The sequence below is a fragment of the Pseudomonas sp. MPR-R2A5 genome, from assembly GCF_058793055.1.
The window spans coordinates 33800-55542 of the sequence record NZ_JBXAFK010000052.1 but is presented as its reverse complement, the minus strand read 5'-3'; the positions used below and the strand labels follow the sequence as shown (position 1 = coordinate 55542).

General features: G+C 54.5%; 22 protein-coding genes and 3 pseudogenes. 14 read left to right on the top strand and 11 right to left on the bottom strand.

The window, feature by feature from the left end; all coding sequences use genetic code 11:
* Positions 1 to 991: 991 nt before the first annotated feature.
* Together AC1Q6I_RS28770 and AC1Q6I_RS28765 are read left to right on the top strand one after the other, a co-directional pair.
* Complete coding sequence (locus AC1Q6I_RS28770) at positions 992 to 2617, top strand: ATP-dependent nuclease (RefSeq protein ID WP_237141771.1); 1626 nt, start codon at positions 992 to 994, stop codon at positions 2615 to 2617.
* Between the two features lie 123 nt (positions 2618 to 2740).
* Positions 2741 to 3400 carry a hypothetical protein gene (locus AC1Q6I_RS28765; protein WP_081329436.1) on the top strand — a complete coding sequence of 220 codons (660 nt, stop codon included), beginning with the start codon at positions 2741 to 2743 and terminating at the stop codon, positions 3398 to 3400.
* A gap of 97 nt (positions 3401 to 3497) precedes the next feature.
* Here AC1Q6I_RS28765 and AC1Q6I_RS28760 read toward each other — a convergent pair whose 3' ends face one another.
* The 4 genes from AC1Q6I_RS28760 to AC1Q6I_RS28745 form a co-directional block, all read right to left on the bottom strand.
* A complete protein-coding gene (locus tag AC1Q6I_RS28760; RefSeq protein ID WP_069076494.1) occupies positions 3498 to 3833 on the bottom strand; it encodes a hypothetical protein in 336 nt (111 codons plus the stop codon).
* A gap of 630 nt (positions 3834 to 4463) precedes the next feature.
* On the bottom strand, positions 4464 to 4604 hold the full coding sequence (locus tag AC1Q6I_RS28755; RefSeq protein ID WP_081329435.1) for a DUF2256 domain-containing protein: 141 nt from the start codon (positions 4602 to 4604) through the stop codon (positions 4464 to 4466).
* Positions 4601 to 6139, bottom strand: a complete 1539-nt coding sequence (locus tag AC1Q6I_RS28750) for a cryptochrome/photolyase family protein (protein WP_024076114.1) — start codon at positions 6137 to 6139, stop codon at positions 4601 to 4603. The genes AC1Q6I_RS28755 and AC1Q6I_RS28750 overlap by 4 nt, the downstream gene beginning before the upstream one ends.
* Complete coding sequence (locus AC1Q6I_RS28745; protein ID WP_102625312.1) at positions 6132 to 6599, bottom strand: thiol-disulfide oxidoreductase DCC family protein; 468 nt, start codon at positions 6597 to 6599, stop codon at positions 6132 to 6134. The genes AC1Q6I_RS28750 and AC1Q6I_RS28745 overlap by 8 nt, the downstream gene beginning before the upstream one ends.
* Before the next feature lie 271 nt (positions 6600 to 6870).
* Between AC1Q6I_RS28745 and AC1Q6I_RS28740 the strand changes: the two are divergent.
* Positions 6871 to 7641: pseudogene (locus tag AC1Q6I_RS28740) on the top strand (PAS domain-containing protein); the annotation flags it as partial.
* A gap of 105 nt (positions 7642 to 7746) precedes the next feature.
* Complete coding sequence (locus AC1Q6I_RS28735; protein WP_370694643.1) at positions 7747 to 8184, top strand: methyl-accepting chemotaxis protein; 438 nt, start codon at positions 7747 to 7749, stop codon at positions 8182 to 8184.
* A gap of 161 nt (positions 8185 to 8345) precedes the next feature.
* Here AC1Q6I_RS28735 and AC1Q6I_RS28730 read toward each other — a convergent pair.
* Positions 8346 to 8594: pseudogene (locus AC1Q6I_RS28730) on the bottom strand (hypothetical protein); the annotation flags it as partial.
* 287 nt (positions 8595 to 8881) lie between these two features.
* Between AC1Q6I_RS28730 and AC1Q6I_RS28725 the strand changes: the two are divergent.
* Complete coding sequence (locus AC1Q6I_RS28725; RefSeq protein WP_024076111.1) at positions 8882 to 9082, top strand: hypothetical protein; 201 nt, start codon at positions 8882 to 8884, stop codon at positions 9080 to 9082.
* 220 nt (positions 9083 to 9302) lie between these two features.
* On the opposite strand, the gene AC1Q6I_RS28720 is transcribed toward AC1Q6I_RS28725, so the two are convergent.
* Positions 9303 to 9503, bottom strand: a complete 201-nt coding sequence (locus AC1Q6I_RS28720) for a hypothetical protein (RefSeq protein WP_176902627.1) — start codon at positions 9501 to 9503, stop codon at positions 9303 to 9305.
* A gap of 105 nt (positions 9504 to 9608) precedes the next feature.
* Between AC1Q6I_RS28720 and AC1Q6I_RS28715 the strand changes: the two genes are divergently transcribed.
* The 5 genes from AC1Q6I_RS28715 to AC1Q6I_RS28695 all read left to right on the top strand — a co-directional run bounded on the left by AC1Q6I_RS28715 (position 9609) and on the right by AC1Q6I_RS28695 (position 13989).
* A complete protein-coding gene (locus AC1Q6I_RS28715) occupies positions 9609 to 9809 on the top strand; it encodes a hypothetical protein (RefSeq protein ID WP_024076110.1) in 201 nt (66 codons plus the stop codon).
* Positions 9810 to 10251: 442 nt separating this feature from the next.
* Positions 10252 to 10467, top strand: coding sequence for a lysozyme family protein (locus AC1Q6I_RS28710; protein ID WP_236645987.1), 216 nt, complete (start codon positions 10252 to 10254; stop codon positions 10465 to 10467).
* Between the two features lie 37 nt (positions 10468 to 10504).
* Positions 10505 to 10837: a lysozyme family protein gene (locus tag AC1Q6I_RS28705; RefSeq protein WP_236645986.1), complete on the top strand. Its 333-nt coding sequence runs from the start codon at positions 10505 to 10507 to the stop codon at positions 10835 to 10837.
* A gap of 579 nt (positions 10838 to 11416) precedes the next feature.
* Positions 11417 to 13042 carry a methyl-accepting chemotaxis protein gene (locus AC1Q6I_RS28700; protein WP_102625313.1) on the top strand — a complete coding sequence of 542 codons (1626 nt, stop codon included), beginning with the start codon at positions 11417 to 11419 and terminating at the stop codon, positions 13040 to 13042.
* A 485-nt stretch (positions 13043 to 13527) separates the two neighbouring features.
* Positions 13528 to 13989, top strand: coding sequence for an anti-virulence regulator CigR family protein (locus AC1Q6I_RS28695; RefSeq protein WP_024076108.1), 462 nt, complete (start codon positions 13528 to 13530; stop codon positions 13987 to 13989).
* A gap of 97 nt (positions 13990 to 14086) precedes the next feature.
* Here AC1Q6I_RS28695 and AC1Q6I_RS28690 read toward each other — a convergent pair whose 3' ends face one another.
* The 3 genes and pseudogenes from AC1Q6I_RS28690 to AC1Q6I_RS28680 all read right to left on the bottom strand — a co-directional run bounded on the left by AC1Q6I_RS28690 (position 14087) and on the right by AC1Q6I_RS28680 (position 16979).
* Positions 14087 to 14899, bottom strand: coding sequence for an oxidoreductase (locus AC1Q6I_RS28690; protein ID WP_102625314.1), 813 nt, complete (start codon positions 14897 to 14899; stop codon positions 14087 to 14089).
* 175 nt (positions 14900 to 15074) lie between these two features.
* Positions 15075 to 16073 (bottom strand): annotated as a pseudogene (locus AC1Q6I_RS28685) (NADP-dependent oxidoreductase).
* 117 nt (positions 16074 to 16190) lie between these two features.
* Positions 16191 to 16979, bottom strand: a complete 789-nt coding sequence (locus AC1Q6I_RS28680; RefSeq protein ID WP_024076105.1) for an SDR family NAD(P)-dependent oxidoreductase — start codon at positions 16977 to 16979, stop codon at positions 16191 to 16193.
* Between the two features lie 189 nt (positions 16980 to 17168).
* Here AC1Q6I_RS28680 and AC1Q6I_RS28675 point away from each other — a divergent pair, with 189 nt between their 5' ends.
* The 4 genes from AC1Q6I_RS28675 to AC1Q6I_RS28660 all read left to right on the top strand — a co-directional run bounded on the left by AC1Q6I_RS28675 (position 17169) and on the right by AC1Q6I_RS28660 (position 20669).
* The gene (locus AC1Q6I_RS28675) at positions 17169 to 17756 is read left to right on the top strand and encodes a TetR/AcrR family transcriptional regulator (protein WP_024076104.1); all 588 of its coding nucleotides are present in this window, start codon (positions 17169 to 17171) and stop codon (positions 17754 to 17756) included.
* Positions 17757 to 18524: 768 nt separating this feature from the next.
* Entirely contained in the window at positions 18525 to 19274 is a 750-nt protein-coding gene (locus AC1Q6I_RS28670) for a hypothetical protein (protein ID WP_069076487.1), read from the top strand.
* 142 nt (positions 19275 to 19416) lie between these two features.
* Complete coding sequence (locus AC1Q6I_RS28665; protein ID WP_102625315.1) at positions 19417 to 19686, top strand: hypothetical protein; 270 nt, start codon at positions 19417 to 19419, stop codon at positions 19684 to 19686.
* Between the two features lie 479 nt (positions 19687 to 20165).
* The gene (locus tag AC1Q6I_RS28660) at positions 20166 to 20669 is read left to right on the top strand and encodes a hypothetical protein (protein ID WP_081730348.1); all 504 of its coding nucleotides are present in this window, start codon (positions 20166 to 20168) and stop codon (positions 20667 to 20669) included.
* A 57-nt stretch (positions 20670 to 20726) separates the two neighbouring features.
* Here AC1Q6I_RS28660 and AC1Q6I_RS28655 read toward each other — a convergent pair whose 3' ends face one another.
* Both AC1Q6I_RS28655 and AC1Q6I_RS28650 read right to left on the bottom strand, forming a co-directional pair.
* On the bottom strand, positions 20727 to 21353 hold the full coding sequence (locus AC1Q6I_RS28655; protein ID WP_024076100.1) for a helix-turn-helix domain-containing protein: 627 nt from the start codon (positions 21351 to 21353) through the stop codon (positions 20727 to 20729).
* Positions 21354 to 21358: 5 nt separating this feature from the next.
* Complete coding sequence (locus AC1Q6I_RS28650) at positions 21359 to 21517, bottom strand: hypothetical protein (RefSeq protein WP_168233656.1); 159 nt, start codon at positions 21515 to 21517, stop codon at positions 21359 to 21361.
* Between the last annotated feature and the right edge of the window lie 226 nt (positions 21518 to 21743).

Genomic DNA, 21743 nt, shown 5'->3' with positions numbered 1-21743 from the left:
GATCATTTGGCGAGTTTAAAAGTTGCGCTAGGTGGTATGCCGGGGAAATACATGGCTACTTCAGACCATCCTTAGGGTAATTGCGGTGATTCGGTTGTTTATTTTGAATGGGTAGGTTTTTGGTTGTGGGGTTGATTAACGTGCTGTCCTGATTTTTCTATGTGGTTAATATGCTTTGATTTGTGTCAATTCTTGTAAAATACTGAATGGCGCAACAGAGATAACAATACGCTTGCCGCGTAGGATGCGTGGCAAAAACTGCGGTTGGACGAAAGTCCAATTGTGACGGACGGATCATCCTGGCGTGGCGTCGAGGGCCTCAGGGTTCTGCAGCTGTTGAGCTTTCAGAGACATTTTTCAGATGGTAAGCGTTAGGCGCTGAGCCGTGACAAGACAGCTCAGGGGGACAAGCACTGAAAATGCACAGCCTACGACCTGGCTCATTCATTGGTACCGGTGGTGATTCAAGAATCCCAGCTCTGTGTAAGCTATATCCAGACTGATGGCCAGCGATGGCGCAAGGCTGTCTGGACGAAGCGAGCATCTGGGGCGTCTAGATAACTGAGAGAGTGCATCGGTCGAGGCACGTAAGCTCACTGGCTGTCGTCGAGCTGCGCGCGCTACAAGATCAAAGCACGCGCACCAGCACCAGCGTCCATCAGCTCTCTGTCCGCGATTTTCCACACGGCTAAGGCGCAACTCGTAAGGTGCAACGAGTTGCATCTTACGGAGGGCTCAATCTTTCATCACGGATTTCAACCCTGACTTAGCTAAGAGCCCGGATTTGCTGGTGTTGACACGCTGGACGGTCTGGGGCATTATTTTGGAAGGAAGAGGAGAAGTGGGTTGAACCTTGTATAAGAGTTCGAATCCCTGGTTTCCCGCCACGAACTCAACAAAATCAAGGGCTTAGATGAAAATCTAGGCCCTTTTTTTGTGTTTTTTCGGACGAGAGATGGGGTAGGGCGTGCCACTCCCTGGATAAAATGAGGTGGTCTCTAAGAGTGCAACAATTCCAGTGACCCTAAAGCAGCCAATCATCATCAGCGCCTGCGTGTCAGGGATTACAGCTCAGCTGATTGCACAAATCCCTGAAGCCAAACATCAAGCGGCGATTACCCCCTATTGCATCAACGGTGACCTTTGGATAAGGATTTCGGCTTCAGGCTCGACAAAGCCGACCACTGAAGTCTGGGAAAATGCTGATCTAGATGAGCAAGGTCTCCCTTCTTCTTGGCGTTCCTATCCGACAGGGCTGCCTCAAGCCATTTCGGCATTGTTACCCGAAGCGTTGCATATCCGCGCAATGGATGATGTCCAGGAAGACTTAGGCAAAGGCAAAGCTGGCAGCACAATTCGTGGGTTGCTGGATGAAATCATGGCTCCCATCCTCACTGCCCACCAAGAAGTACAGGATGCACTCGCAGCGGTCAGGAATATATTGGGGGCTGATGGTGAGAACAGATCCCCTCTGCTGGCTGAGTTCGATACCAGCGCCACTAATGCCCTCTCAAGCTTCTTCCCTGGGTTATCGTTAAACCTAGACGTACCGTCAATCGACGTTAAAGAGTTTTTCAAGAGCGGTGATCTAAACGTGACCGACGAGATATCCGGTCAAACCAGGCGTTTCGACACTTTAGGTAGCGGTGCGCAGCGTGCGATACAAATGGCCTTGATCCGGCTTCTGGCCGACATCCGTAAAACACGCGATCAAGACCTTGCCCGTCGCCTCCTACTGATCGATGAACCTGAGATTTTCCTCCACCCTCAAGGCGTCAGAGGCCTTAGGGAAGCACTGCATGTGCTTTCGAAATCCGGCTACCAAGTCGTGTTCACAACCCATTCGCCCTTGATGGTAAGCAGGGATAACGCGCCTGAGACGGTTATAGTGCGCAGATCTCGGGAGAATGGTTCCGAGGTTCGCATTCCGATGGGCGCGGCGGTTGCGCAAGCTATGGCAGAGGCACAAGCACAATCCCGAACCCTTTTTGAGCTCGGAAATATCGCTGAGATATATTTTGCTGAAAAGGTAATTCTCTGCGAGGGCAAGACTGATCAGAGGCTGCTACCACTAATCTACGAAAAGCTCTACGGAGTCAGGCCTGAGCTCGAACGGATCTGTTTTGTTGCTCTCGGTAGTTGTACTTCGATTCCCAAAGGTTTTTCTGTCCTCACAGCAATGGGTATCAAATGCGGCGTGATTGCAGATTTAGATTTTGCATTCACTCATGCCAGAGGGCCTTGGCTACCGAAGGAATGCGAAGAGATGGACAAAGTCAGGTCTGTGCTCCTAGTGGTCGGCCAAACTGAAGGGTTTCTGATCGGTGGAAACGGATTGCCTCAGAATTCAAAAACCGGCTCAGCGTCTGACTGTTGGGCTGCCTTTGCGAAAAATGCTGACGGCCATGCGCTTGCGAATGCTGCGCACGAGGCAATGAAGGGCTTTGCAACCTGGGTCTGGCCAATGGGCTGCATTGAGGACGCATTGAATATCGAGGAGAAGGGAGAGGCAGCTATCATTGCTCAAGAAGACAATATCCGGAACTGGCAGCCGGAGGTCATTGACCAAGAGTTTCCCGTTTTCCGTAGCACCCTAGATTGGATGCGAGCTATCTAACCTCGCGTCTCGCAGCAAAGCTTCTGCCTGGTGTCGTTCAATTCGGTGAGATGTGATCTCAGTTGATACCCCCAAAAGACTTGGGCGCCATTGGCGTAGCCTGGCATAAATTAAGGGCAAAATATGTTCAGCAAATCTCAGATAATGACCATCCCAGTCCTGATCTCATCGGTACTTTTACTCACCGGGTGTCCGCCACCGGCGTCTTTCACCCAATGGAAACGCGCTTCTACCTCTGTAGAGGGCGTTAAAGCCGCAATGGCAGAATGTGGCGACCCTGTGGCAGGGCCACAAAACCATTTCCCAATAAACGAACAAATAATCCACTTTCAGTGCATGCAGCGTCGCGGTTTTACTCGAAAAGACGGCTTTGAATACTGCGACATAATGAAGAATATGCCGGCCTGTGTTGAAGAAAGGCAGGGGAGGCCGCTCAGCTTGTCCCAGCTCGAAGCGTTACCGTTTGTCGAAGACGAAGCATTTCACCCAATCAAGCCTAATTCAGGCCGGGATGAACGTATGCAGGTCTCATGGCGTAGAGCGGGAGCGTCACGCCATTTTTCATTCAAGGTAGCTAATGACAGCGAAGCCCTGCCGGTGATGTATGCGTGCGGCTATGCGAAGCCACTTGGGTCGAATCTGGACGTCGCAAGCATCGGGCGCACTGCAGAAGTGCAGCGTTGCATGATTGATCATGGCTTTGAACCCAAAAACAAAATTATGCTGGTTTGCCAGACTTACCCCCAAGTGACGGGCTGTTCGTCGACAACTCCGCCGAGTTGATGCAGGCAGAGAGCAGGGCCGAGAGGGGCTTGCTCGTTCAAAATAAGAGGACGTCCTAGACGCGCGACCTTTCAACTCATGGGCACAATTGGATTTTCTACATCGATTTAACGGATAGCACTTCCACGTATTTGTATTTCTTCTTGGCAGCCTTCACAGCATCTTGTTCGGCGAGCAACGAGCTCAACGTATCAGACTCGTGAATCAACTCGGTCATTTTTCCCTCGAACTCGTTTCCAACCCGTAGCGTGACCCGCAGCCTGGGCGTAAATGCTTTCGCCAGCTTCTTCTTGGCTGCTGGAGCGACAACGGGTTTTGCGAGCACAATTTCTTCCACAGGCTCATTTACTAGAGGAGCAGATATCTGCTCTTCGGGCTGAGGCGTACCGAATAGGGCACGCCGCATTTCTTCTTCAGTTAATTCAGAGCTCATAGAACATCTCAAAGTGGGCAGTAATCAGCTCGACGAATTCTACTAGGATGGCGGCTCCAGCGTGTCCTCTGGGAGCATGTACGGCCACTGTGAATTCGTGCTACGTGGTCACAACATTTCAACGTGGTAGTGGGCCTGATAGCGATAAAAATGATGCAACTTAAGCTAGGCTATTGAGGGCTTAAGGGGTCATCGCAATGGTTGTCTGGCTTCGTCTTCGACAACTGAGTGAACTGCTCCAATGCGTTTTGGAAGTCCTCCAATGCAAAGCTTACCGGCTTGCGCCCGGCGATCCATTGTGTGTGTCGAGATTCCAACTTCCAGTTTGTCGGAAATACTTCGACCGAAGCGCCGCCAGTGGACGGTGTCGCTCATGCGCTTCTGTGGAGGCTGGAAATGGAGCGCGTTCTTTCGAGCTATGATGCTGATAATTTTCGCGTCCTCCTTCAGGTTCGGCTTGAAAAACGATTGAGTCAATTTTGGACGCTATGACATGGAGCCATGTCTGACTTTTCTTCAAGGCATATGCTCTGAGCATCTGATGGATGCAGCTGCTCGATCTTTCTTCATTCATAACAGATAGCCTTATCAGGTGCACCAAAGGGTCTGTCGAATGCCCTCTATTTCTTTTCACCGCGTCGTTGCTTTGTTGCGCCGGCAACGCTCCGAGCAGTAGAGCACCTCCTCCCAGCAGCGCGCCCATTTCTTTCTCCAAGTAAATGGTAGGCCACACGTCATGCAGGTTTTGACTGGGAGCTCACTCTTTTTCAAAACGACTGACCTTCATCCAGTTTTGCGAGTAACAACTCGCCGCGTCGCCATAACGCCTGCTGTTTGGATTCATCCATGTGGTCGAGGTTTTTATAAATCATGGCCATGCGCTGGTTGCCGCGAAGGCGGTCGCCGTGGCGCATCAGGAAGTGCCAATAGAGCGAGTTGAACGGGCAGGCATCGCCTGTCGTGCTTTCGCTTACTTTGTATGCGCAGCCACGGCAATAATCAGACATACGCTTGATGTACTGCCCGCTCGCGCAGTAGGGTTTCGAGCCTAGATATCCGCCGTCTGCGTGCATAACCATGCCGAGTGTATTGGGCAGCTCCACCCAATCGAAAGCGTCCATGTAGATCGCCAGATACCACTCACATATCTGACTCGGTGCGATACCTGCCAGCAGGGCGAAATTGCCAGTCACCATGAGACGTTGAATGTGGTGAGCGTAGGCATGCTCAAGGCTCTGGTTGATGGCTTGGCGCATGCAATTCATCTGCGTGTCGCCCGTCCAGTAGAACTCTGGGAGCGACCGCGAATTACCGAATGCGTTGCCGTCGGCATAGTCAGGCATCTTCAGCCAGTAGACGCCTCGGACATACTCCCGCCAGCCGATCAGTTGTCGAATAAAACCTTCGGCAGCGTTCAGCGCAATGCTGCCCGACAGGTACGCCGATTCAACATCGCTGCACAGCTGACGAAGATCCAGCAGTCCAATATTCAGCGCGGCGCTTATTCGGGCATGAAACAGGAACGGCTCGTTACAGGCCATCGCGTCTTGGTAGTCGCCGAAGGCTGCCAGGCCCCAGTCGAGGAAGTAATCCCAGAGGGCCTGAGCTTCGGCATGGGTTACCGGGTAGTCGAATGTGTCGAGCGTGCCGTAGTGGCTTGCGAAATTTTTGGCAACTAACGCAAGAACATCTCGGGTAATTGCGTCAGGAGTAAAACGTGCGGGTGATGGAGGCCTTACGCCCTTGGGTAAAGCCTTTCTGTTTTCTGCATCAAAGTTCCATGCACCTCCGACCGGGCTACCGTCCCCATTGAGTAATAGCCGGCTCTTGCGGCGCATCTCGCGATAGAAGAACTCCATGCGCAGCTGCTTTTTGCCATTCGCCCAGGTAAAGAACTCGGCACGGGAGCAGAGAAAGCGAGAATCCGAATGCCATTTTATCGCTAAACCACAGTCCTTTATCGATTGCTCCAAGCGCCAGTCGCCGCACTCGGTGATGTGGATTTCATCCGGTCGCAAAAGTGCGCGCCACCGCTCTAACTCGCGAGGCACCGATCCAGTATTTTCTGGGTCATCGAGCTTTACGTACTGCACCTTGACTCCCCGTTGCTGCAACGCCTCGGCGAAGTGGCGCATAGCGCTGAAGATAAGGGTGATCTTTTGCGGATGATGAGGAACATGGCTGGCTTCTTCCATCACCTCGACCATGAGCACGGTATCGCATTCGATATCAACGGCCTGTAGTGAGGCGAGATCGAACGACAGCTGATCACCTAGGATCAGGCGAAGGCTGCTAGCTTTATTCATCATTACCTCTTGCAGGCGACGTCTTGCTGCCAGTGGCGCGTTTGGTATCAGGCACTACGCAGCCCTCATCGCGACACCGAACGCTGCCATCAGGATGGGGCAGCCATGCTAGATGCGGACGCAAGCGACAAAATAGGTGATAGCCAAGGTTTAGAAGTGGTCTAGTCGAACGCCATGATAACGGCTCCGCCCAGATACCAAGGCCCGCTGCTCGCCAGCTCCAAAGCGTCGCGTCTAAGCCAGTGACCCAGGTTCCATCGCCCAACCTGGCGTGCAGTATCGACTGCATTTCAACGAGCGTGAACCCAAGAGATTTTGCTTCGAAGGTAGGATCGCTGATGTCCACAAACAGGAGACGATCCGGTGCTGCTCGCACATTTAGGATCTTGATCTCCCGGGCGCAAAGAGGGCACTCGCCGTCGAAATAAAGCGTCAGTGGCCACTGCTCATTCTTGTACAACTACTGATACCTTGTATAAGTTTTTAGACAAGATATGCTCAAAAAACTTCGATGACAACCAGGCCTAATCCTCGAGGCGAAATCAGGTTCCAAGCGGTGCCTGATCCGGGATTTCAGGTTTGTTTCTGGGGCTGGAGCTGAGACGTGTGGCCACAGCAGCTTGCCGACCTGATTGTGACGTTCGTCGTCTCACTGCTTTTCGTTCGTCTGATAGCTAAACGTGTTGCTGATCACGCCGATAAACCTTTTAACACCCAACAGGTGGTTTTCCATGTTCAATAAAAAAATCAAGAATCAGCTTGAGGCTCAAACAGCTGAGTTGTCGGAGTTGCGCCAACTGCGTGATGGCCTACACCGTGAAATGCTGACGCTGAGTATCGATACTAATTTTGCAATTACCACCTGCAACGACAATTTTGCACAGGCTTTGGGGTACACCCAGAATCAGCTTATAGGTCGTGCCATGGCCGACATTGTTCCGCAGTACGTTTCAAAACTTCCCTGTTTTCACAATTTTCGGGCGGCTGTCGCCGCCGGTAAGTCGATATCTGATGAATACAGGTACCTGCATGCTGACGGCTCATTAGTGTGGATTCATGCTCATTGGCAACCCGTAGCTGATGCGACTGGCCGGTTGAGTCATATCGCAGGCTATGCGACGAACATTACGTCCAGAGTGGAAAAGGCATCGGAAAACGCATCGTTCATTGACGCGCTACTGCGCTCGACGGCGGTCATTGAGTTCGATCTATCCGGGCATGTAATCACGGCGAATGAGCAGTTTTTAAAAGCGATGGGTTACAGCCTGGGACAAGCGCAAGGAAGTCATCATCGTATTTTCTGTCGGCCAGAGGAGGCTTCTTCCCAGCAATACAGGGATTTTTGGTTGACGTTGAACAAGGGTGAGTTTGTCGCTGGCCGATTCCAACGTGTTGATAGTCGGGGTCAGACGGTATGGCTGGAGGCGAGCTATAACCCGGTCTACGACACCGAAGGAACACTACGCAAGGTAGTTAAGTTTGCAACGGTTATTACCGAACAGGTTGCCCGTGAACACCAAGTCAGTGATGCTGCACAAACGGCATTTGAAATCTCCCAGCAGACTGACGTTACTGCTCAACGTGGTGCGATAGTGGTTAACGACACTATGCACACCATGCGCAAAGTCGCTGGGGATATGCAGGCTGCCTCGGGTGGCGTCGAAGCGCTTGGAAAGCAGTCGCTGTTAATCAGTTCGATCATTCAGACCATCAGTAGTATTGCTCAGCAAACGAACCTTTTGGCATTGAACGCTGCGATTGAGGCTGCACGCGCAGGTGAGCAAGGCCGAGGTTTTGCAGTCGTCGCGGATGAGGTTCGACAATTGGCCGGGCGCACCAGCACGGCGACTGAGGAAATCGCATCAGTTGTTTTGGAAAATCAGAAGCTGGTGGATCAAACTATAGCGGAGATGGCGAACAGTAAGTCCCAAGCTGAGCAAGGTCTTGAGCTAGCCACGCAGGCAGGGCAAGTTATTGTTGAAATTCAGGACGGAGCCAAGAAAGTTGTTGAAGCGGTTGGTAAGTTTGCGACTCAGGTGGCTTAGCACGCTCAATCGTACTGCGTTGGAGTTCGCCCCTAGCGAGTTGTCGAGTGTGTGCAAAGTGAGGGGGAACAACACATGCTTGGCGAGATCGACGGTTCGGGCTTGTTAGGGTTGTCGTTGAGCTTTGGCCTTCGTTACCAGTCATAGTCACATCCGGCAAACCAACCACGCTTGGCTAGTTGTTCAGTTACGTCAATGACGCCCGAGTCACCAAAAAAACCGGTGGTGTTTGGGTAGTGAATACCTGCCAGCGACACCATCGACACCTCGGTCTTGCGGTCGAAGTACGATAGAAAATGCCAGCCGCCAGCTGTACTCCCCACGTGTGGAAAATTGATCGCAGCTTTATCTGTTATGTAGTGCTCGCGTGAGGCGCGTTTGAGATCAAAATCAAATAGTGGCTGAATCATGGAAGCTTTCTGAGTTGGGCTAGACCTTGCTTGATGTGGCCGGCGTTCTCGCCGATGGTCTCAAGGGCGCCACGCACGTTGTTTGCCTTGTCCCGGCGCCACCGCCTCCACCACAGAAAGAAGTCGACAACGATCTCATTGTCCTGAGGGTTGAAGCCGAGTCCGTATTGGGTTTTGAAATCGAAGGGGGGGCTTCTGCTGTGCGGACATAGGGGATCCTCGCCGGTTGGCGTGATTCGTTGAACTGGGTGATATGCTTTGCTGCTTATCAAACAAGGACGTGGGTAATGGCCGGTAAAAAGCTTGAAGCGTTCCGCGAGTGGTTCACGCCGCGTAAGCGGTTATGGGCAGGGCTCGCTTTGCTTGTCACTGGGGTATTCGGGCCGCTTTTGTATCCAAGCATAAATGGCTATTGGAGTATCTTTATTGCTCCTGGGATCATGTTTATCTGCAATGCAAGGAATCCCGAAGCTCGCGATAAGCGCTGATAGCCTCGCCGTCTGGTGCTGTTCGGCGATAGGGGTATTACGGGGGACCGGCATGGAGCTGGATTAAGGCGTGTTGCTTCTTCCGCAGTTGCGGCGGTCTTCCCGGTAGCGCTGCGCGTCGCTTATGAACCGACCGCAAGCGGCTTCTGGATGTAAAACTCAGCTGCGTCGGGGTATTGGTCCAGCGCTTCGCTCAGCGTCACATACTGGCAGTCAACACCTACTCTCGCGCTCTGGCATCCACGTAGGCCTTGGGCCACGGGATGTCGGTGTCGCGGTGATCGCAAGCGCCGTCCCGCGTAAACACCTGGGCCTTTGCCAGGTGGGTGACGTACCCAGAGCCACCAAAGCCCCAGAACGATAAGCCGTCGCCGACGTAGGCGTGACTGTGGCTGTCTTGCAGGTAGAACTGGCCGTCCATGGATTATCTCCAGTTAGGCGCCGGCCTCCGGATGCAGCGAGAAAGATTCTTATTGAAGGTCGCGGCGATAAACTCAGCGCATTCTTAACAGGGAGCATCGCTGCAATGGAACTGAAGTCGCCGAGCAAAAACATATGGATAGTGGGCGGCGCCGGGGTGATCGCTGGCGCCGCCATCATCGCCACCAACTCAGAAGGTTTTGTGCATACCTTCGGTGTTGGCATTCTTGCCGGGGGGGCTACCGCTTTCGCTGCAGGTGGCCGGTTTGTTGGTGATACCTTCACGGCCCCATCGATGTTTCCGTAATCGAGCAGGCTGACAGTAAACCAGCATAGCTTGATCGGAATTGATCAACGGCGGAAACGAAATTTTGACCAACCATGCTTGTATTTAAATGACCCCGTGTCTCCTCGAAGGACATAGAGGGACGTCCGGTAAAATGCTGTAAATCGAGAGAAGCCGAAGCTTCTTATCTTTTTGTAGACCCAAACCCATCCGTGGTGATTGGTAGTTTTGGTGGGTCTCAACACCATTGACGCGTTCCTTGTAGGGTTAATTTGGCGAAGATGATAGCGATGTGCCCCTACACAAAGGCTGTCAATTAATAACGGAGCGGAACTTCTTGTCGCGACGGGGTCTTTGGCCAAATTCGTTTGAATACAGCATCTTGCCAACCTTATCCAACTGAGTTGGTTTTTACCCTTGATCCCGCCTTGTATGCGGTTTTTTTTCGCCTGGAGAAAAGACAATGGCACGAATTTCAGCTATCCAAGCGGGCAGTCGTGACGCGTTGGCCTTCCTCGATATGCTCACTTGGTCCGAAGGGACCAGCACATCGCCGGCCACCGCCCTGGATGGCTACGACGTCATCGTGACGGGCATCGACAGGAAGCCTGAGATCTTCACGGATTTCAGTGATCACCCCCTTCGCAAAGGGACGACGCTCGAAGGTCATCAACAGTAAGGGGCTGACATCTAATGCCTCGGGCCGGTACCAGCAGATGCTCAAAGATTGGCCGTATTGCCGAACGCTGCTGACCCTGTCGGACTTCAGCCCGATCAGCCAGGACCTGCTGGCTCTGCAGCACATCCGCGAATGCCGCGCACTACCGGACGTGCATGCAGGCCGGGTCGGAACCGCAATCGAAAAGTGCCGGAATATTTGGGTAAGCCTGCCTGGTGCAGGGTATGGCCTGTGTGAATACCGGCTTGATGATCTGATCCAGCAGTACCGCTTGGCGGGGGAGCACTGTCATGACGGCATTACGGAAAGTGTCCCAGCGCAAACGCAACATACCCTTCGTCATCCGTTTCCCGTGCTTGTTGATCAGTAAGTATTTGGAGTGGGGGCGCACGTCCCTTTCTGTTATCTCCCTAACCAATTTCCCGAGGCTGTTTTCTCCGGCTTCTGTTCGCATCAGAGTTCTGAGTTTCTGCCTGGTCAGATAGGCCAGATCAGCTTTGGTTGGTCGCTAGCAAAAACTGACCTTCGACACTTTGTGACCCGCGCATTGGAGTAGGGATTTCCCTAACCGCTTTTCCAGTATTCCTACATTTGAATAGGGATGATCTGATGGTTGCATTGGTGTCAATAAGCCACTATTTGGCCAGGGGCTCATAACCTGTCCACCAGAGGCGACAGGTTATGAGCGGGAGACAGGCAGTGAGCAAACAGACTCCATCCATTCTGCAGCTTTTGCCCGGTTTCGCGTGAGGAGTGCCAGCCTGCTGAACTACAACGATCTTTATATGACATCAATTCTTCGAGCTGACTGATTCCGCTTGTGAATTTCAGGTTCCGAAGTCACGAGAAATCGAGCCGGTGGATGCGTTGGCGGCATTGTTCGACTTTTACGGATGTTGGCTGCCGAAGTAGCGTCCATGTTGTACCGACCTTCCTCAGAGAGATAAAAATGAACATCAGGAATATGAATCTGGCTCCAAGGTCTGCCGCCTTCTTCTCACTCATTGTCCTAGTGGTTTTTGCTCTGGGCATTGTCGCCGTGATGCAAATGGGCAAGCTTCGAGAGTCGGAGCAAGATGTCGAAACTAATTGGATGGCGAGCATCCGTGAGATTGGCAAGATGCAGGTGGGCGTCTTGCGTCTGCGTCTGGAAAGTATCCGTATCACCGTGACCACTGACGAACAACAGCGCCAAACCCGCATCGCTTCGTTGAGCGGCTACCGCAGTACGCTGAAGGACACCATCAGCCATTACGAGCCCTTGGTTACCGGGCCGGCAGAGAATGAGCTCTACCGGGCAGTCGAAGGCGATGTGCAGCAGTATTTCAAGCTGTTGGATGAGCTGGAACCTTTGTTGCGAAGTGGTGATGACGCCGCAGCTGTTGCCCTGATCAACACCCGCATCAGTCCGATGACCAATACCCTGCAAGACAACCTGAACAAGCTTGCGGACTTCAACGATGAGGGCGCCAAGCGTTCAGGTCTGGATGCTGCCGCGACGTACAGCAATGGTGTGACGCTGGTGATTGGCTTGCTGGTGGCGACCGTCATACTTACCGTGGTGCTGGCTGCAATGCTGACCCGCAGCATTACGACGCCCATTAGCGATGCGTTGGCCGTGGCCGAGCGCATCGCCGGCAGCGACCTGTCCAAGGAGGTCGTGATCATTGGCCGTGATGAAGCCGGTCGCCTGCTGGCCGCTTTGGCGAAGATGCAGGGCAACCTGCGGGAAACCATCGCTCGTATCGCCGATTCCTCCACCCAATTGGCGTCAGCCTCTGAAGAAATGACTGCTGTAACCGAAGAGGCCAGTCGCGGGTTGGTGCGACAGAACGATGAGGTCAATCAGGCCGCGACGGCAGTGACCGAAATGAGCGCTGCGGTGGACGAGGTGGCACGTAATGCCGACGCCGCCGCCCAATCTTCCCGCGAGTCCATGGAATTCACGCGCTCGGGTATCGAGAATGTGGCGCAGACCCTCAAAGCCATCGAAAGTCTGGCCAGCAACGTGGCCAGCACGGGTGACCAGGTCAAAGCCTTGTCAGGCAAAGCTCAGGACATCAGTAAGGTGGTCGAAGTGATTCGCGCGATTGCCGAGCAGACCAACTTGCTGGCGCTTAACGCTGCTATTGAAGCTGCCCGCGCGGGCGAGCAAGGTCGCGGCTTTGCGGTGGTGGCTGATGAAGTGCGTGCCCTGGCCCACCGCACCCAGCAGTCGACCCAGGAAATCGAACAGATGATCAGCGCGATTCAGGCGGACTCGACCCAGGCAGTGGGCGCCATGAACGTCAGTGCCCAGATGGCCAGCAGCTCAATCTCTGTGGCGCAGAATGCCGACCTGTCGCTCAAGCAAATCGCTGAGGCCATAGCCCAGATCAATGATCGCAACCTGCTGATCGCCACCGCCTCCGAAGAGCAGGCTCAGGTGGCCCGCGAGGCAGACCAGAACCTGACCAGCATCCGAGAACTGTCGATACAGAGCTCGGCAGGTGCCAATCAGACCGCCAGCGCCTGCAGTGAGATGGCCAACCTGGCTATTGAACTCAATCATCTGGTGGCGCGCTTCAAGGTATGACATGCGTCGTTGTCCTGGCCTGTACTTGCCATATCAGTCGCACCCTCATCGGAGGTGATTACGTTTGCGAGTGTTCGAATCCCTGGTTTCCCGCCAAGATTCAAATGAAAGCCCCGCACTGCGGGGCTATTGCGTTTCTGGGGGCTGGTACCGCCGCCCTCTGAAAATATGATCGTTTCCGCATCATTTCAGGCAGTTGCCGCAACTCGTGGCGAGTTACGGTTAGCCGGATGGCTTTACGATCTGCGCGCCACGTCGGTAAACCGTCTCGGTTACTCGGTCGGGCCTTGCTGGTAGTGGCAGAAGAGGGCATGCCCGCCGATGCCCGGACCGGTATATGCCGAGCCAGCCGACGGAGGGGCACGCGTCTTACCCCAGATAGGCGCCGCCCTGACCACCGGATGCAGCGAGTCGGAAGAAGGCGAAACTAAAACCGACAATACCGTCTACCTTTCAAGGGGTAATCCCTTTTGGAGAAAACGGTCATGTTTAAATCTCGCTCGCTTGTAGCCGCTGTTACCTGCCTTGCTTTGGCTGTTGGCTCTGTGGCGGCTGTGGCCGACCCTGGTAATGGGAAGGGCCAAGGCAATGGAAAAGGCAACTCCCAAGGTGGCCAAGGCCATGGCAACCAGGGTAACAAGGGGAAAGGTTCGAGCGGGGATGATTGGGCGCGCGGGCCTAGCATTGACCGGGGCGGCGTATTGGGGGTGGTTGGTGGCTATCGTGACTATTGGCGCCCAGGTCCGTCACTGCCGCCCGGAATACAAAAGAACCTGGCTAGGGGAAAACCTCTTCCTCCAGGCATCGCCAAGAAGCTGGATGGCCGGTTGCTAGGCAGGTTGCCCCATTACGACGGCTACGAGTGGCAACAAGCGGGCACCGATTTGATACTGGTGGCAATTGCCTCCGGCATAATTTACGAGGTGCTCAACGGAGCATTCGATTAAGGCGATAACGCTTCAATGATTTCGTCGCCCTGCTCAGTAATGCTCGCCCTCAACCCTGAGTGTTAGCCCGATAGTCGCGGACACCAGGGCGTGTTGCTCAAACCGGCAGGCGGAATTGCTTACGCAGGGCTTTGTCGAAGAATCCTGCGGGGGCAAAGCGGCGCAGCAGACTGATTTGTCGCGCTGTCTTGCCGGCCGTGTAGCGATGCTGAGGCTGGAAATCGGTCGCCGCTTTGACTATGACCGCTGCCACGACGTCAGGAAGATCGGCTTTTGGCATCACCTCGCCGAGTAGTGCCCGGAACCCTGATCGAGCCTGATCGTACTCTTTCAACGGCGCGTCCGGTTCAATGCTGTTTTGATCGAAAACGGTACGCACGAATGCCGGCTCGATGACCGAGACGCGAATATCGAAGGCTCGAACCTCGTGATCAAGGGATTCCGAATAGCCCTCTAGAGCGTGCTTGACCGCCGAATAATGAGCGGAGTAGGGCGCGGGTATTAATCCCAAAATAGATCCGATATTGATGATGCGCCCTTGGCCACGTTGTCGCATCGAAGGCAATACCGCGTTGGTCATACGGATTACGCCGAACAGATTGACATCGAACAATGCCTGCACCTGTGGGATCGAGAACTCTTCTGCACCGCCCAGCAGGCCAATGCCGGCATTATTGACCAACAGATCGATCCGCCCGGTCTGGGCGAGCACGCTGGAGACGAGAGCACTGACAGAGTTGTCGTCTGTCACATCGCAGGTGAGCATGGACACCTGCGTTGGACTGGCACCAGCCTTGCGACTCGTGCCAAATACCCTATACCCAGCACGCAGCAGAGCCTCGGCAGTCGCTTGGCCAATCCCGGATGATGCACCGGTCACTATCGCGGTTCTTTCGGAAGAGGTTTTCATTGGGTGCTCCAGTGTGTCCGTGAGTTGCTTTCGGCTATAGCAAGGTGTGAGTTCAACGTTATTGCTCCAGCATTAATGGGCGCCAGACTACTGTTGGCGGTGTTGCTCGCACACGTCTGACGGCAAAAGACATGAGCCCTCGCCCTGAGCTTCAGTTATCGAGTACTCGTTGTAGTCATATGAGCTTAATGATCACCTTACCTTTGGCTCTGCCCCGTTCCACATAACTCAAGGCCTCAGCCGTTGACTCGAAAGGGAAGGTCCGGTCGATGACAGGTGTGATAACGCCAGACTCGACAAGCGCAGTGATTTTCTTCAACTGAGCGCCGCTCGCACGCATGAACACGAACGCATAACTGACGTTCTGTTTGCGGGCTTTTCTGCGTATGCCGCTGCTCAACAAGCGCATTACCCAACCCAGCCCCCAGAACAGCTTCTGTTCTTTTGCGAACTCCGCCGTCGGTGGCCCAGAGATAGAAATAAGCTGGCCGCCAGGCTTGAGAATACTGAGTGATTTTTCCAGTTCGACCGGGCCGAGGCTGCTCAATACGACATCGTAGTCGCGCAAGACGTTTTCGAATTTTTGCTGCGTGTAGTCGATGACGACGTCTGCTCCCAACGCCTTAACCCAAGCCACGTTACTTGTACTGGTCGTCGTCGCAACAAAGGCGCCCAGATGTTTTGCAAGCTGGATGGCCACTGTGCCGACTCCACCGGAACCTGCGTGGATAAAGACTTTTTGCCCTTTCTTCAACCGGGCTGTTTCAACCAGCACCTGCCAGGCGGTCAGTGCAACCAAGGGAAGAGAAGCCGCTTCTTGCAGGGTGATATTGTTGGGTTTCAGCGCAAGGGCACTTTCCTCCACCGCAATCATCTCGGCAAAGGTGCCAATGCGCGATTCGGGTGGGCGTGCTTAGACTTCGTCACCCGGCTTGAAGTGCTGCACGCCCGACCCCACGCGAACCACGACGCCGGCTAGGTCATTACCCAGGATCAAAGGGAATGAATACGGCAGGATCAGCTTGAATTCGCCTTTGGCAATCTTCGAATCCAGCACATTGACGCTACTGGCATGTACTTTGACCAGCACGTCGTAGATGCCTGGTTCAGGTACCGGTACCTCGCCAATATGTCCATGGTTCTCGCCGTAGCGGTCGATCAGGAAGGCTTTCATGCTTCAGTTCTCTGGCTTCAATGGGCTGGCAGCATGCGCACCCCAACGTAATGTTAGAACCTTTGCAGCAAGCGCCTTTACCTCAACGTATGCGTATCACCGCTTGCAGCGTGGCAATCACACCTGGGCTTGATAGCGCTCGGCGACTACCGATTGGCGAATCTCTGAAAGCAAACCTTGGCGGGCAGACTGCAGAGCATCCCAACGCGCGGCGTCTTGTAACGGCGGAATGGTCACCGGCTCGCGACGATCAAAACCCACCAGCGCAGCATCGACCAGGTCGCTCACGTTCATGACTTCGCTCAGGGTATTGATATCGATACCTGCACGTTCCCAGATTTCCGTACGGGTGGCTGCGGGGAGTACAGCTTGCACGTAGACGCCTTTGGGCGAGAGTTCAAGGCTCAACCCTTGCGATAGAAACAGGACAAACGCCTTGGTCGCACCGTAGACGCTCATCCCGAATTCCGGCGCCAGCCCCACGACCGAGCCAATATTGATAATCGCACCATTACCGGCGTGTGCCAGGCGTGGGGCGATGGCGCTGGCGAGGCGTACCAATGCGGTGGTGTTGAGCGCGACCAGGTTGGCAATGCTGTCGGTGGATTGCTCGATGAAGCTGCCCGATTGCGCGGCTCCGGCATTATTCACAAGGATGCCGATACGGGCGTCATCACGTAGGCGAGCTTCGACGGTGATCAGATCACTGGTTTGAGTCAGGTCAGCCTGGATCACGTCAATGGAAACACCGTGTTGCTCACGCAGCCGGGAGGACAGTGCGTCTAACCGGCTTTTGTCGCGGGCAACCAGTACCAGGTTGTGGCCACGTTGGGCAAAACGCTCGGCGTAGGTTGCGCCAATGCCTGTCGAGGCGCCGGTAATCAGTACGGTTTCAGGGATGCTCATAAATGAATGCTCTTGAGTGGACGTGGATAAGCGATGCAGTTTTCAGGGCTGTTCAGCCCTGCGCGCAGCCCCAGAGACATGCGGCGGTGTTTTTATGATGTCGATCATAATCAATGCTGTCAACGGTTTTGATTGCGATCGACATCAGAGTATAGTCAGGCCATTGTTCAGGAGTCCCAGGGGCGCGAAATGAAGATCACCAAGACGCAATCGCTCGCCAATCGAGCCCATATTGTGGAGACGGCGTCAGAGCTGTTTCGTGAGCGTGGCTATGATGGTGTGGGTGTGGCAGAACTCATGGCGACTGCCGGTTTTACTCAGGGCGGCTTTTACAAGCACTTTGGCTCTAAGGCCGATTTGATGGCTGAAGCCGCAGAAAACAGTCTTGCAAAATCTCTCACGAGTACCTGCGATCTCGACCTTCCCGGGTTTGTAAATCTTTACGTGTCGAGGGATCACAGGGACGGCAGGGGAGTGGGTTGTACGATGGCAGCGCTATGTGGTGACGCTGCTCGTCAGTCAAATGAGCTGAAGGCGACCTTTGCGGACGGATTAGAGAGCACGCTGGCAGCACTTGAGGAAAAGTACCTGAAGGGGCTGGATACGATGGGGCAAGACGTTCGGGCAAAAATGATCAACTTGCTGGCACATGCCATCGGTGCCGTCATGTTGTCACGGGCGTGTCCGGATGATTCGTCTCTCGCCGATGAAATACTGGAAACGTGCCGCGCTGAGATCATTGCATCATTGCCATTGAGTGAGAAAAACAGCCTGTAAGTGGCTGGGACACGGTCCCAGCGAGTTGCCGACGTCAGTAACGCTGCGGCAATGCCCCCCCCCCCCTCATTGCGTGGAGGTTGCCCTGCCTCGAGCGATGGGTGCGGAGGTTTTTCGACGAGTGACGTGTCTAGATCAAGGGTTCTGAGGTTTTTGGGGTTGTCACCTCCGACGTTGGCGTCTACCCTGAAAATGTATGAATTGTTACTAACAATTTCGGAAGCGCCCGTTTTTGAGGCGCGATACTTCAGGACGAGGAACGAAACATGTTTTCACATGAAGGTGCCGCAATAGAGCTGTTGTTGTTCATTATCGGTCTGTCAGGACTGCTCTTGGTCGTCTGGTTTATTCACCATCAATATGAACGAAGGGGCGGGAAAGGCGTAAAAAAACAACATGACCGTAATGCCGGGCGTTCGACGTAGCCTGGCTGTCTATCTCCCATCCAAGCCAGCCGTTTTCGGCGGGTTCCTGGCGGCCACGTCCTGTAGGGATGAGATTCTCCAGCACTGTTCGTGCCGGCCCAGGCTGCCGAGCATTGCCCCCAGAGGATAGGGCACCACTTGAAGAAGAGATGTCTGATGTCGACGCCGTCAACTCGCTGGCGAGCGAGCATCCTGACAACTGATTCAAGCGCTTGAGCCCAGCGAACCCGGCCCGGCGCCGGGTTTTCTGCCGCCCCTCTGCACTTTTTCGAGTTTTCTGGATCTATCGTTGTGCCAGCGACACTCATACTGCGTGTGGCCAGAACAACTAGATCGGGTGCCGATGCCGCGTACTTTGCCTGTTTTTACCGCCTTTTGGACGCGCCGGCCGTTGCTGCTGGCGGTCGTGTTGATGGGGTGTGCCAGCGCTTGCACTCAGCAGCAGGGACGCGATATCGCCAAGCAATTCAGTAACGGCAAGCCCGATGAATTCTTCCAGACCAGCGTCGATCGTATGGCCACCCTGGGCATGCGCGACAACCTGCAAAGCTTGTATCTATTGATGAACAAACTTTATCTGCGTAACCCCAACCAGTGGCGTCAATCGGGGTACCCGGACGCGGTGAGCGCGGCGCGGGAAATTCGCAAGGCCATCGAGAATCGTCAACCATTGCCCGCCCTGGGGGATCGTCGTGACCTGGCGGCATTGAGCTATTCCTTGAGCCCTGAGTTTCGCGGCGACCGGGTGGGGGCGTTTATCTACGCGATTGGCAGCATGCTCGTCACCGCACACGGTGGGCGCACGCAGTTCTACATTTCCGACTCGATCAATCCGCAGTTCGTCAATAACGCTGCGCGCAACATCGAGAAGGCAACCTGGTTGCTCAGCCAACGCCAGGATGCCAATGGCGTGCTGCTGTTGTTTTCTAACGAGATCTCGGAGGAGGGCAGCAACCTCAGTTTTGCGGTGGAGTTCGGCAAGATCGTCGCGCGCCTCGACCTGCTGACCCAGATGCTCGATGAGCGCTACCGACGTATTGGCCTTAACTATGCGCAAAGCCTGTTATTGATGAATTTCCTGCCGGTGCAATGAAATCCCCCGACCTTGCGCTCTGCGCCAGATAGTGCGGTGCTTCCGTTTCCTCTGTAGGAAATGGCCTATCTTGCATCTCGCAACTTGAAACGCTTCCCGGTCGGCAATAGCCTCGGATTTTTCTTAAATATGAGGCCCTACCTTGGGTAAGCGAAAAACGGTTTGGCCCACTGATCGCGAGATTCGCCTGCGGTTTATGCTCTATGCGGTGATCGACGCCGCGCGTGTCCATGGGGTTGCTGCCGAGCTGCTGTTGAACGCGCACACGGTGCTGCGAGATTCGCCGACGGAGATGCAATTGCGTGACGTGCTCAGCGACATCCTGGCCACCGATGAAATGCAGGGTTTCAGATTCCCGGCGGGGTCAGAGGCTGACGATTTTATGCGCGCACTGGAGCCGTCTGCCGATTAGTCGCCGGGCTCAGCTTGGGTCGGCAATGTCTTGAGTCGCCTCGTCGCTGCCCGAGTTGCACGTCGGCGTCGAGGCAAGGGATGGGTGGGACGTCCTGCCCAAATAGCTCGAAAACCTGGAGAGGGTGGAAATCCTGATCATCTTCACGCGGCGGGTCAGTATCACCCTGGAATTGCAGCACCGCCCGGTGTGACGCCTCGCCAGAATTTGTTCGCGCCAGTTAGATCGTTTATTTCCTTCAGGAATGGGGCTATTGCCCGATCGAATATCTATTGCGATGTAATTGATTTGATAGCAGCCACCTTGGAAGTTGCAGCGTTGTAATCGACGTTATCGCAACAAGGAGGGCTGCATTATCCGATTGAAACCCGCTCAAACGTCATTTTCCGCTGCTGGATCACCTTCTTGCGTCGTGACACCCGCGCTCTAGAATCGGCCCCAGAACTTACTCATTTCCTGTCGATTACGGAGTTTCGAACATGATGAATGCCATGCAGATGCCAATGAACACCTCCATGCCAATGATGCCGATGATGGGCATGCCGATGATGATGGCGACCATGAAGTGCGAAATGGCCAGCGACGCCATGATGTGCACCATGAAGCCGGCAGCGGGCATGGATATGGCTCAGTTCAAGACCAACGCCGAAATGATGGCGATGATGATGAACTGTGGCATGCCCATGATGATGCAGTGTGCCAACCTGTCGATGATGTGCATGTCGGCCGACGCCATGGCCATGATGTCGAACATGAACATGCCGATGATGATGCCTATGGGCATGTCGATGCCGATGATGAAGTGCGTGATGGAATGCACGATGCAGGCTGACGGCATGCTCTGCAAAATGATGCCGATGCCAGGCATGAGCATGGACATGATGAACAACTGCTGCATGCTGATGAACAAGATGATGAACGACTGCGCCATGCCGATGATGATGAGCTGCAACGGCATGCCGATGATGTGCTGCACCTGCTGACAGGTTCTGCATGCTGAAAAACGCCCCGATTATCCGGGGCGTTTTTTTTGGCGCAAATTAATCCAACCGTTCCGGATAGGTGATCACCAGAAACGCCACCGCCTCGCTGTCCGATGGGTTGCGGTAGCGGTGGGGCTGGTCGGCATAGAACAGGATCGAGTCGCCAGTGGAAAGCAAATAGCGCTCGTCGTTGACGCTGACCTCCAGCACGCCCTGGGCCACCACCAGGTTTTCCTGGATGCCCGGGCCGTGGCCTGCGGAAATTTCTTCGCCCAAGGCGCGCAGGCGAATCTCATAGAATTCGGACTGGCGCGCCGTATCGTAGGGAAATAACGCGCGGCTGACGAAGGCCCCGTCGGCACTCACCAGGCGCTTACTCTGTTGCGCCGGCAGTACCTCAACCCCTTCAAACGCGCGGTCTTCCAAAAACGCCGCCACCGATACCTTCAAGCCCTTGGCGATCTTGCACAGAACCTTGATCGACGGGACGCTGCGCCCGGATTCGATCTGCGCCAACATCGCCCGGCTGACGCCGCAGGCACGTGCCAGGCCGTCCAGCGACAAGTGGCGCTTGCTGCGCAGGCGTTGCAGGTTATGCGCCACGCAGAGGCTGATGACGTCATCGTCGTTGCTGGGCTTGGGCAGCGGTTCAGGTGCTTCGGGAATCACGTGCAGAAAACTCATCGGCCTTACGCCCGGCGAGTGTCGCTGGGCAGGGAAGCTTGGGCGGTGAACAGCATCAACCCGGCACGCGCTGCGTACATCGCCCACATCAACTCGGCCGCAGCTCGTGCCTGGCGGCGTTTGCGGTGGAGGGTGAAGTCGATGACGGTAGCGGATGTGTGCATGGGGGCGGTCTCGTGATGCGTGGGTGACTCAGTGGCTCCACAGTAATGCTTGCCGGTTATTTCTATAAATACTGAGTTTGCATTTGTTAATTCGATTTTGGACTTAAAAATAATCCCCGTCCGATGCTGTTGTGGGAAGGCTCTGGTCCGTTAATCAGGCGTGACCTGATGCACCGGTTTGCCTTCCCATCACTGTTCGCGTGCCAGGCCCTGGCTTCCACGCCCC

Bases quoted from the DNA above. Each gene is read 5' to 3' on its own strand.
- AC1Q6I_RS28765 (WP_081329436.1), top strand. From the start codon at position 2,741: ATGTTCAGCAAATCTCAGATAATGACCATCCCAGTCCTGATCTCATCG.
- AC1Q6I_RS28760 (WP_069076494.1), bottom strand. From the start codon at position 3,833: ATGAGCTCTGAATTAACTGAAGAAGAAATGCGGCGTGCCCTATTCGGT.
- AC1Q6I_RS28750 (WP_024076114.1), bottom strand. From the start codon at position 6,139: ATGAATAAAGCTAGCAGCCTTCGCCTGATCCTAGGTGATCAGCTGTCG.
- AC1Q6I_RS28735 (WP_370694643.1), top strand. From the start codon at position 7,747: ATGCACACCATGCGCAAAGTCGCTGGGGATATGCAGGCTGCCTCGGGT.
- AC1Q6I_RS28725 (WP_024076111.1), top strand. From the start codon at position 8,882: ATGGCCGGTAAAAAGCTTGAAGCGTTCCGCGAGTGGTTCACGCCGCGT.
- AC1Q6I_RS28720 (WP_176902627.1), bottom strand. From the start codon at position 9,503: ATGGACGGCCAGTTCTACCTGCAAGACAGCCACAGTCACGCCTACGTC.
- AC1Q6I_RS28715 (WP_024076110.1), top strand. From the start codon at position 9,609: ATGGAACTGAAGTCGCCGAGCAAAAACATATGGATAGTGGGCGGCGCC.
- AC1Q6I_RS28710 (WP_236645987.1), top strand. From the start codon at position 10,252: ATGGCACGAATTTCAGCTATCCAAGCGGGCAGTCGTGACGCGTTGGCC.
- AC1Q6I_RS28705 (WP_236645986.1), top strand. From the start codon at position 10,505: ATGCTCAAAGATTGGCCGTATTGCCGAACGCTGCTGACCCTGTCGGAC.
- AC1Q6I_RS28700 (WP_102625313.1), top strand. From the start codon at position 11,417: ATGAACATCAGGAATATGAATCTGGCTCCAAGGTCTGCCGCCTTCTTC.
- AC1Q6I_RS28695 (WP_024076108.1), top strand. From the start codon at position 13,528: ATGTTTAAATCTCGCTCGCTTGTAGCCGCTGTTACCTGCCTTGCTTTG.
- AC1Q6I_RS28690 (WP_102625314.1), bottom strand. From the start codon at position 14,899: ATGAAAACCTCTTCCGAAAGAACCGCGATAGTGACCGGTGCATCATCC.
- AC1Q6I_RS28680 (WP_024076105.1), bottom strand. From the start codon at position 16,979: ATGAGCATCCCTGAAACCGTACTGATTACCGGCGCCTCGACAGGCATT.
- AC1Q6I_RS28675 (WP_024076104.1), top strand. From the start codon at position 17,169: ATGAAGATCACCAAGACGCAATCGCTCGCCAATCGAGCCCATATTGTG.
- AC1Q6I_RS28670 (WP_069076487.1), top strand. From the start codon at position 18,525: ATGCCGCGTACTTTGCCTGTTTTTACCGCCTTTTGGACGCGCCGGCCG.
- AC1Q6I_RS28660 (WP_081730348.1), top strand. From the start codon at position 20,166: ATGATGAATGCCATGCAGATGCCAATGAACACCTCCATGCCAATGATG.
- AC1Q6I_RS28655 (WP_024076100.1), bottom strand. From the start codon at position 21,353: ATGAGTTTTCTGCACGTGATTCCCGAAGCACCTGAACCGCTGCCCAAG.
- AC1Q6I_RS28650 (WP_168233656.1), bottom strand. From the start codon at position 21,517: ATGCACACATCCGCTACCGTCATCGACTTCACCCTCCACCGCAAACGC.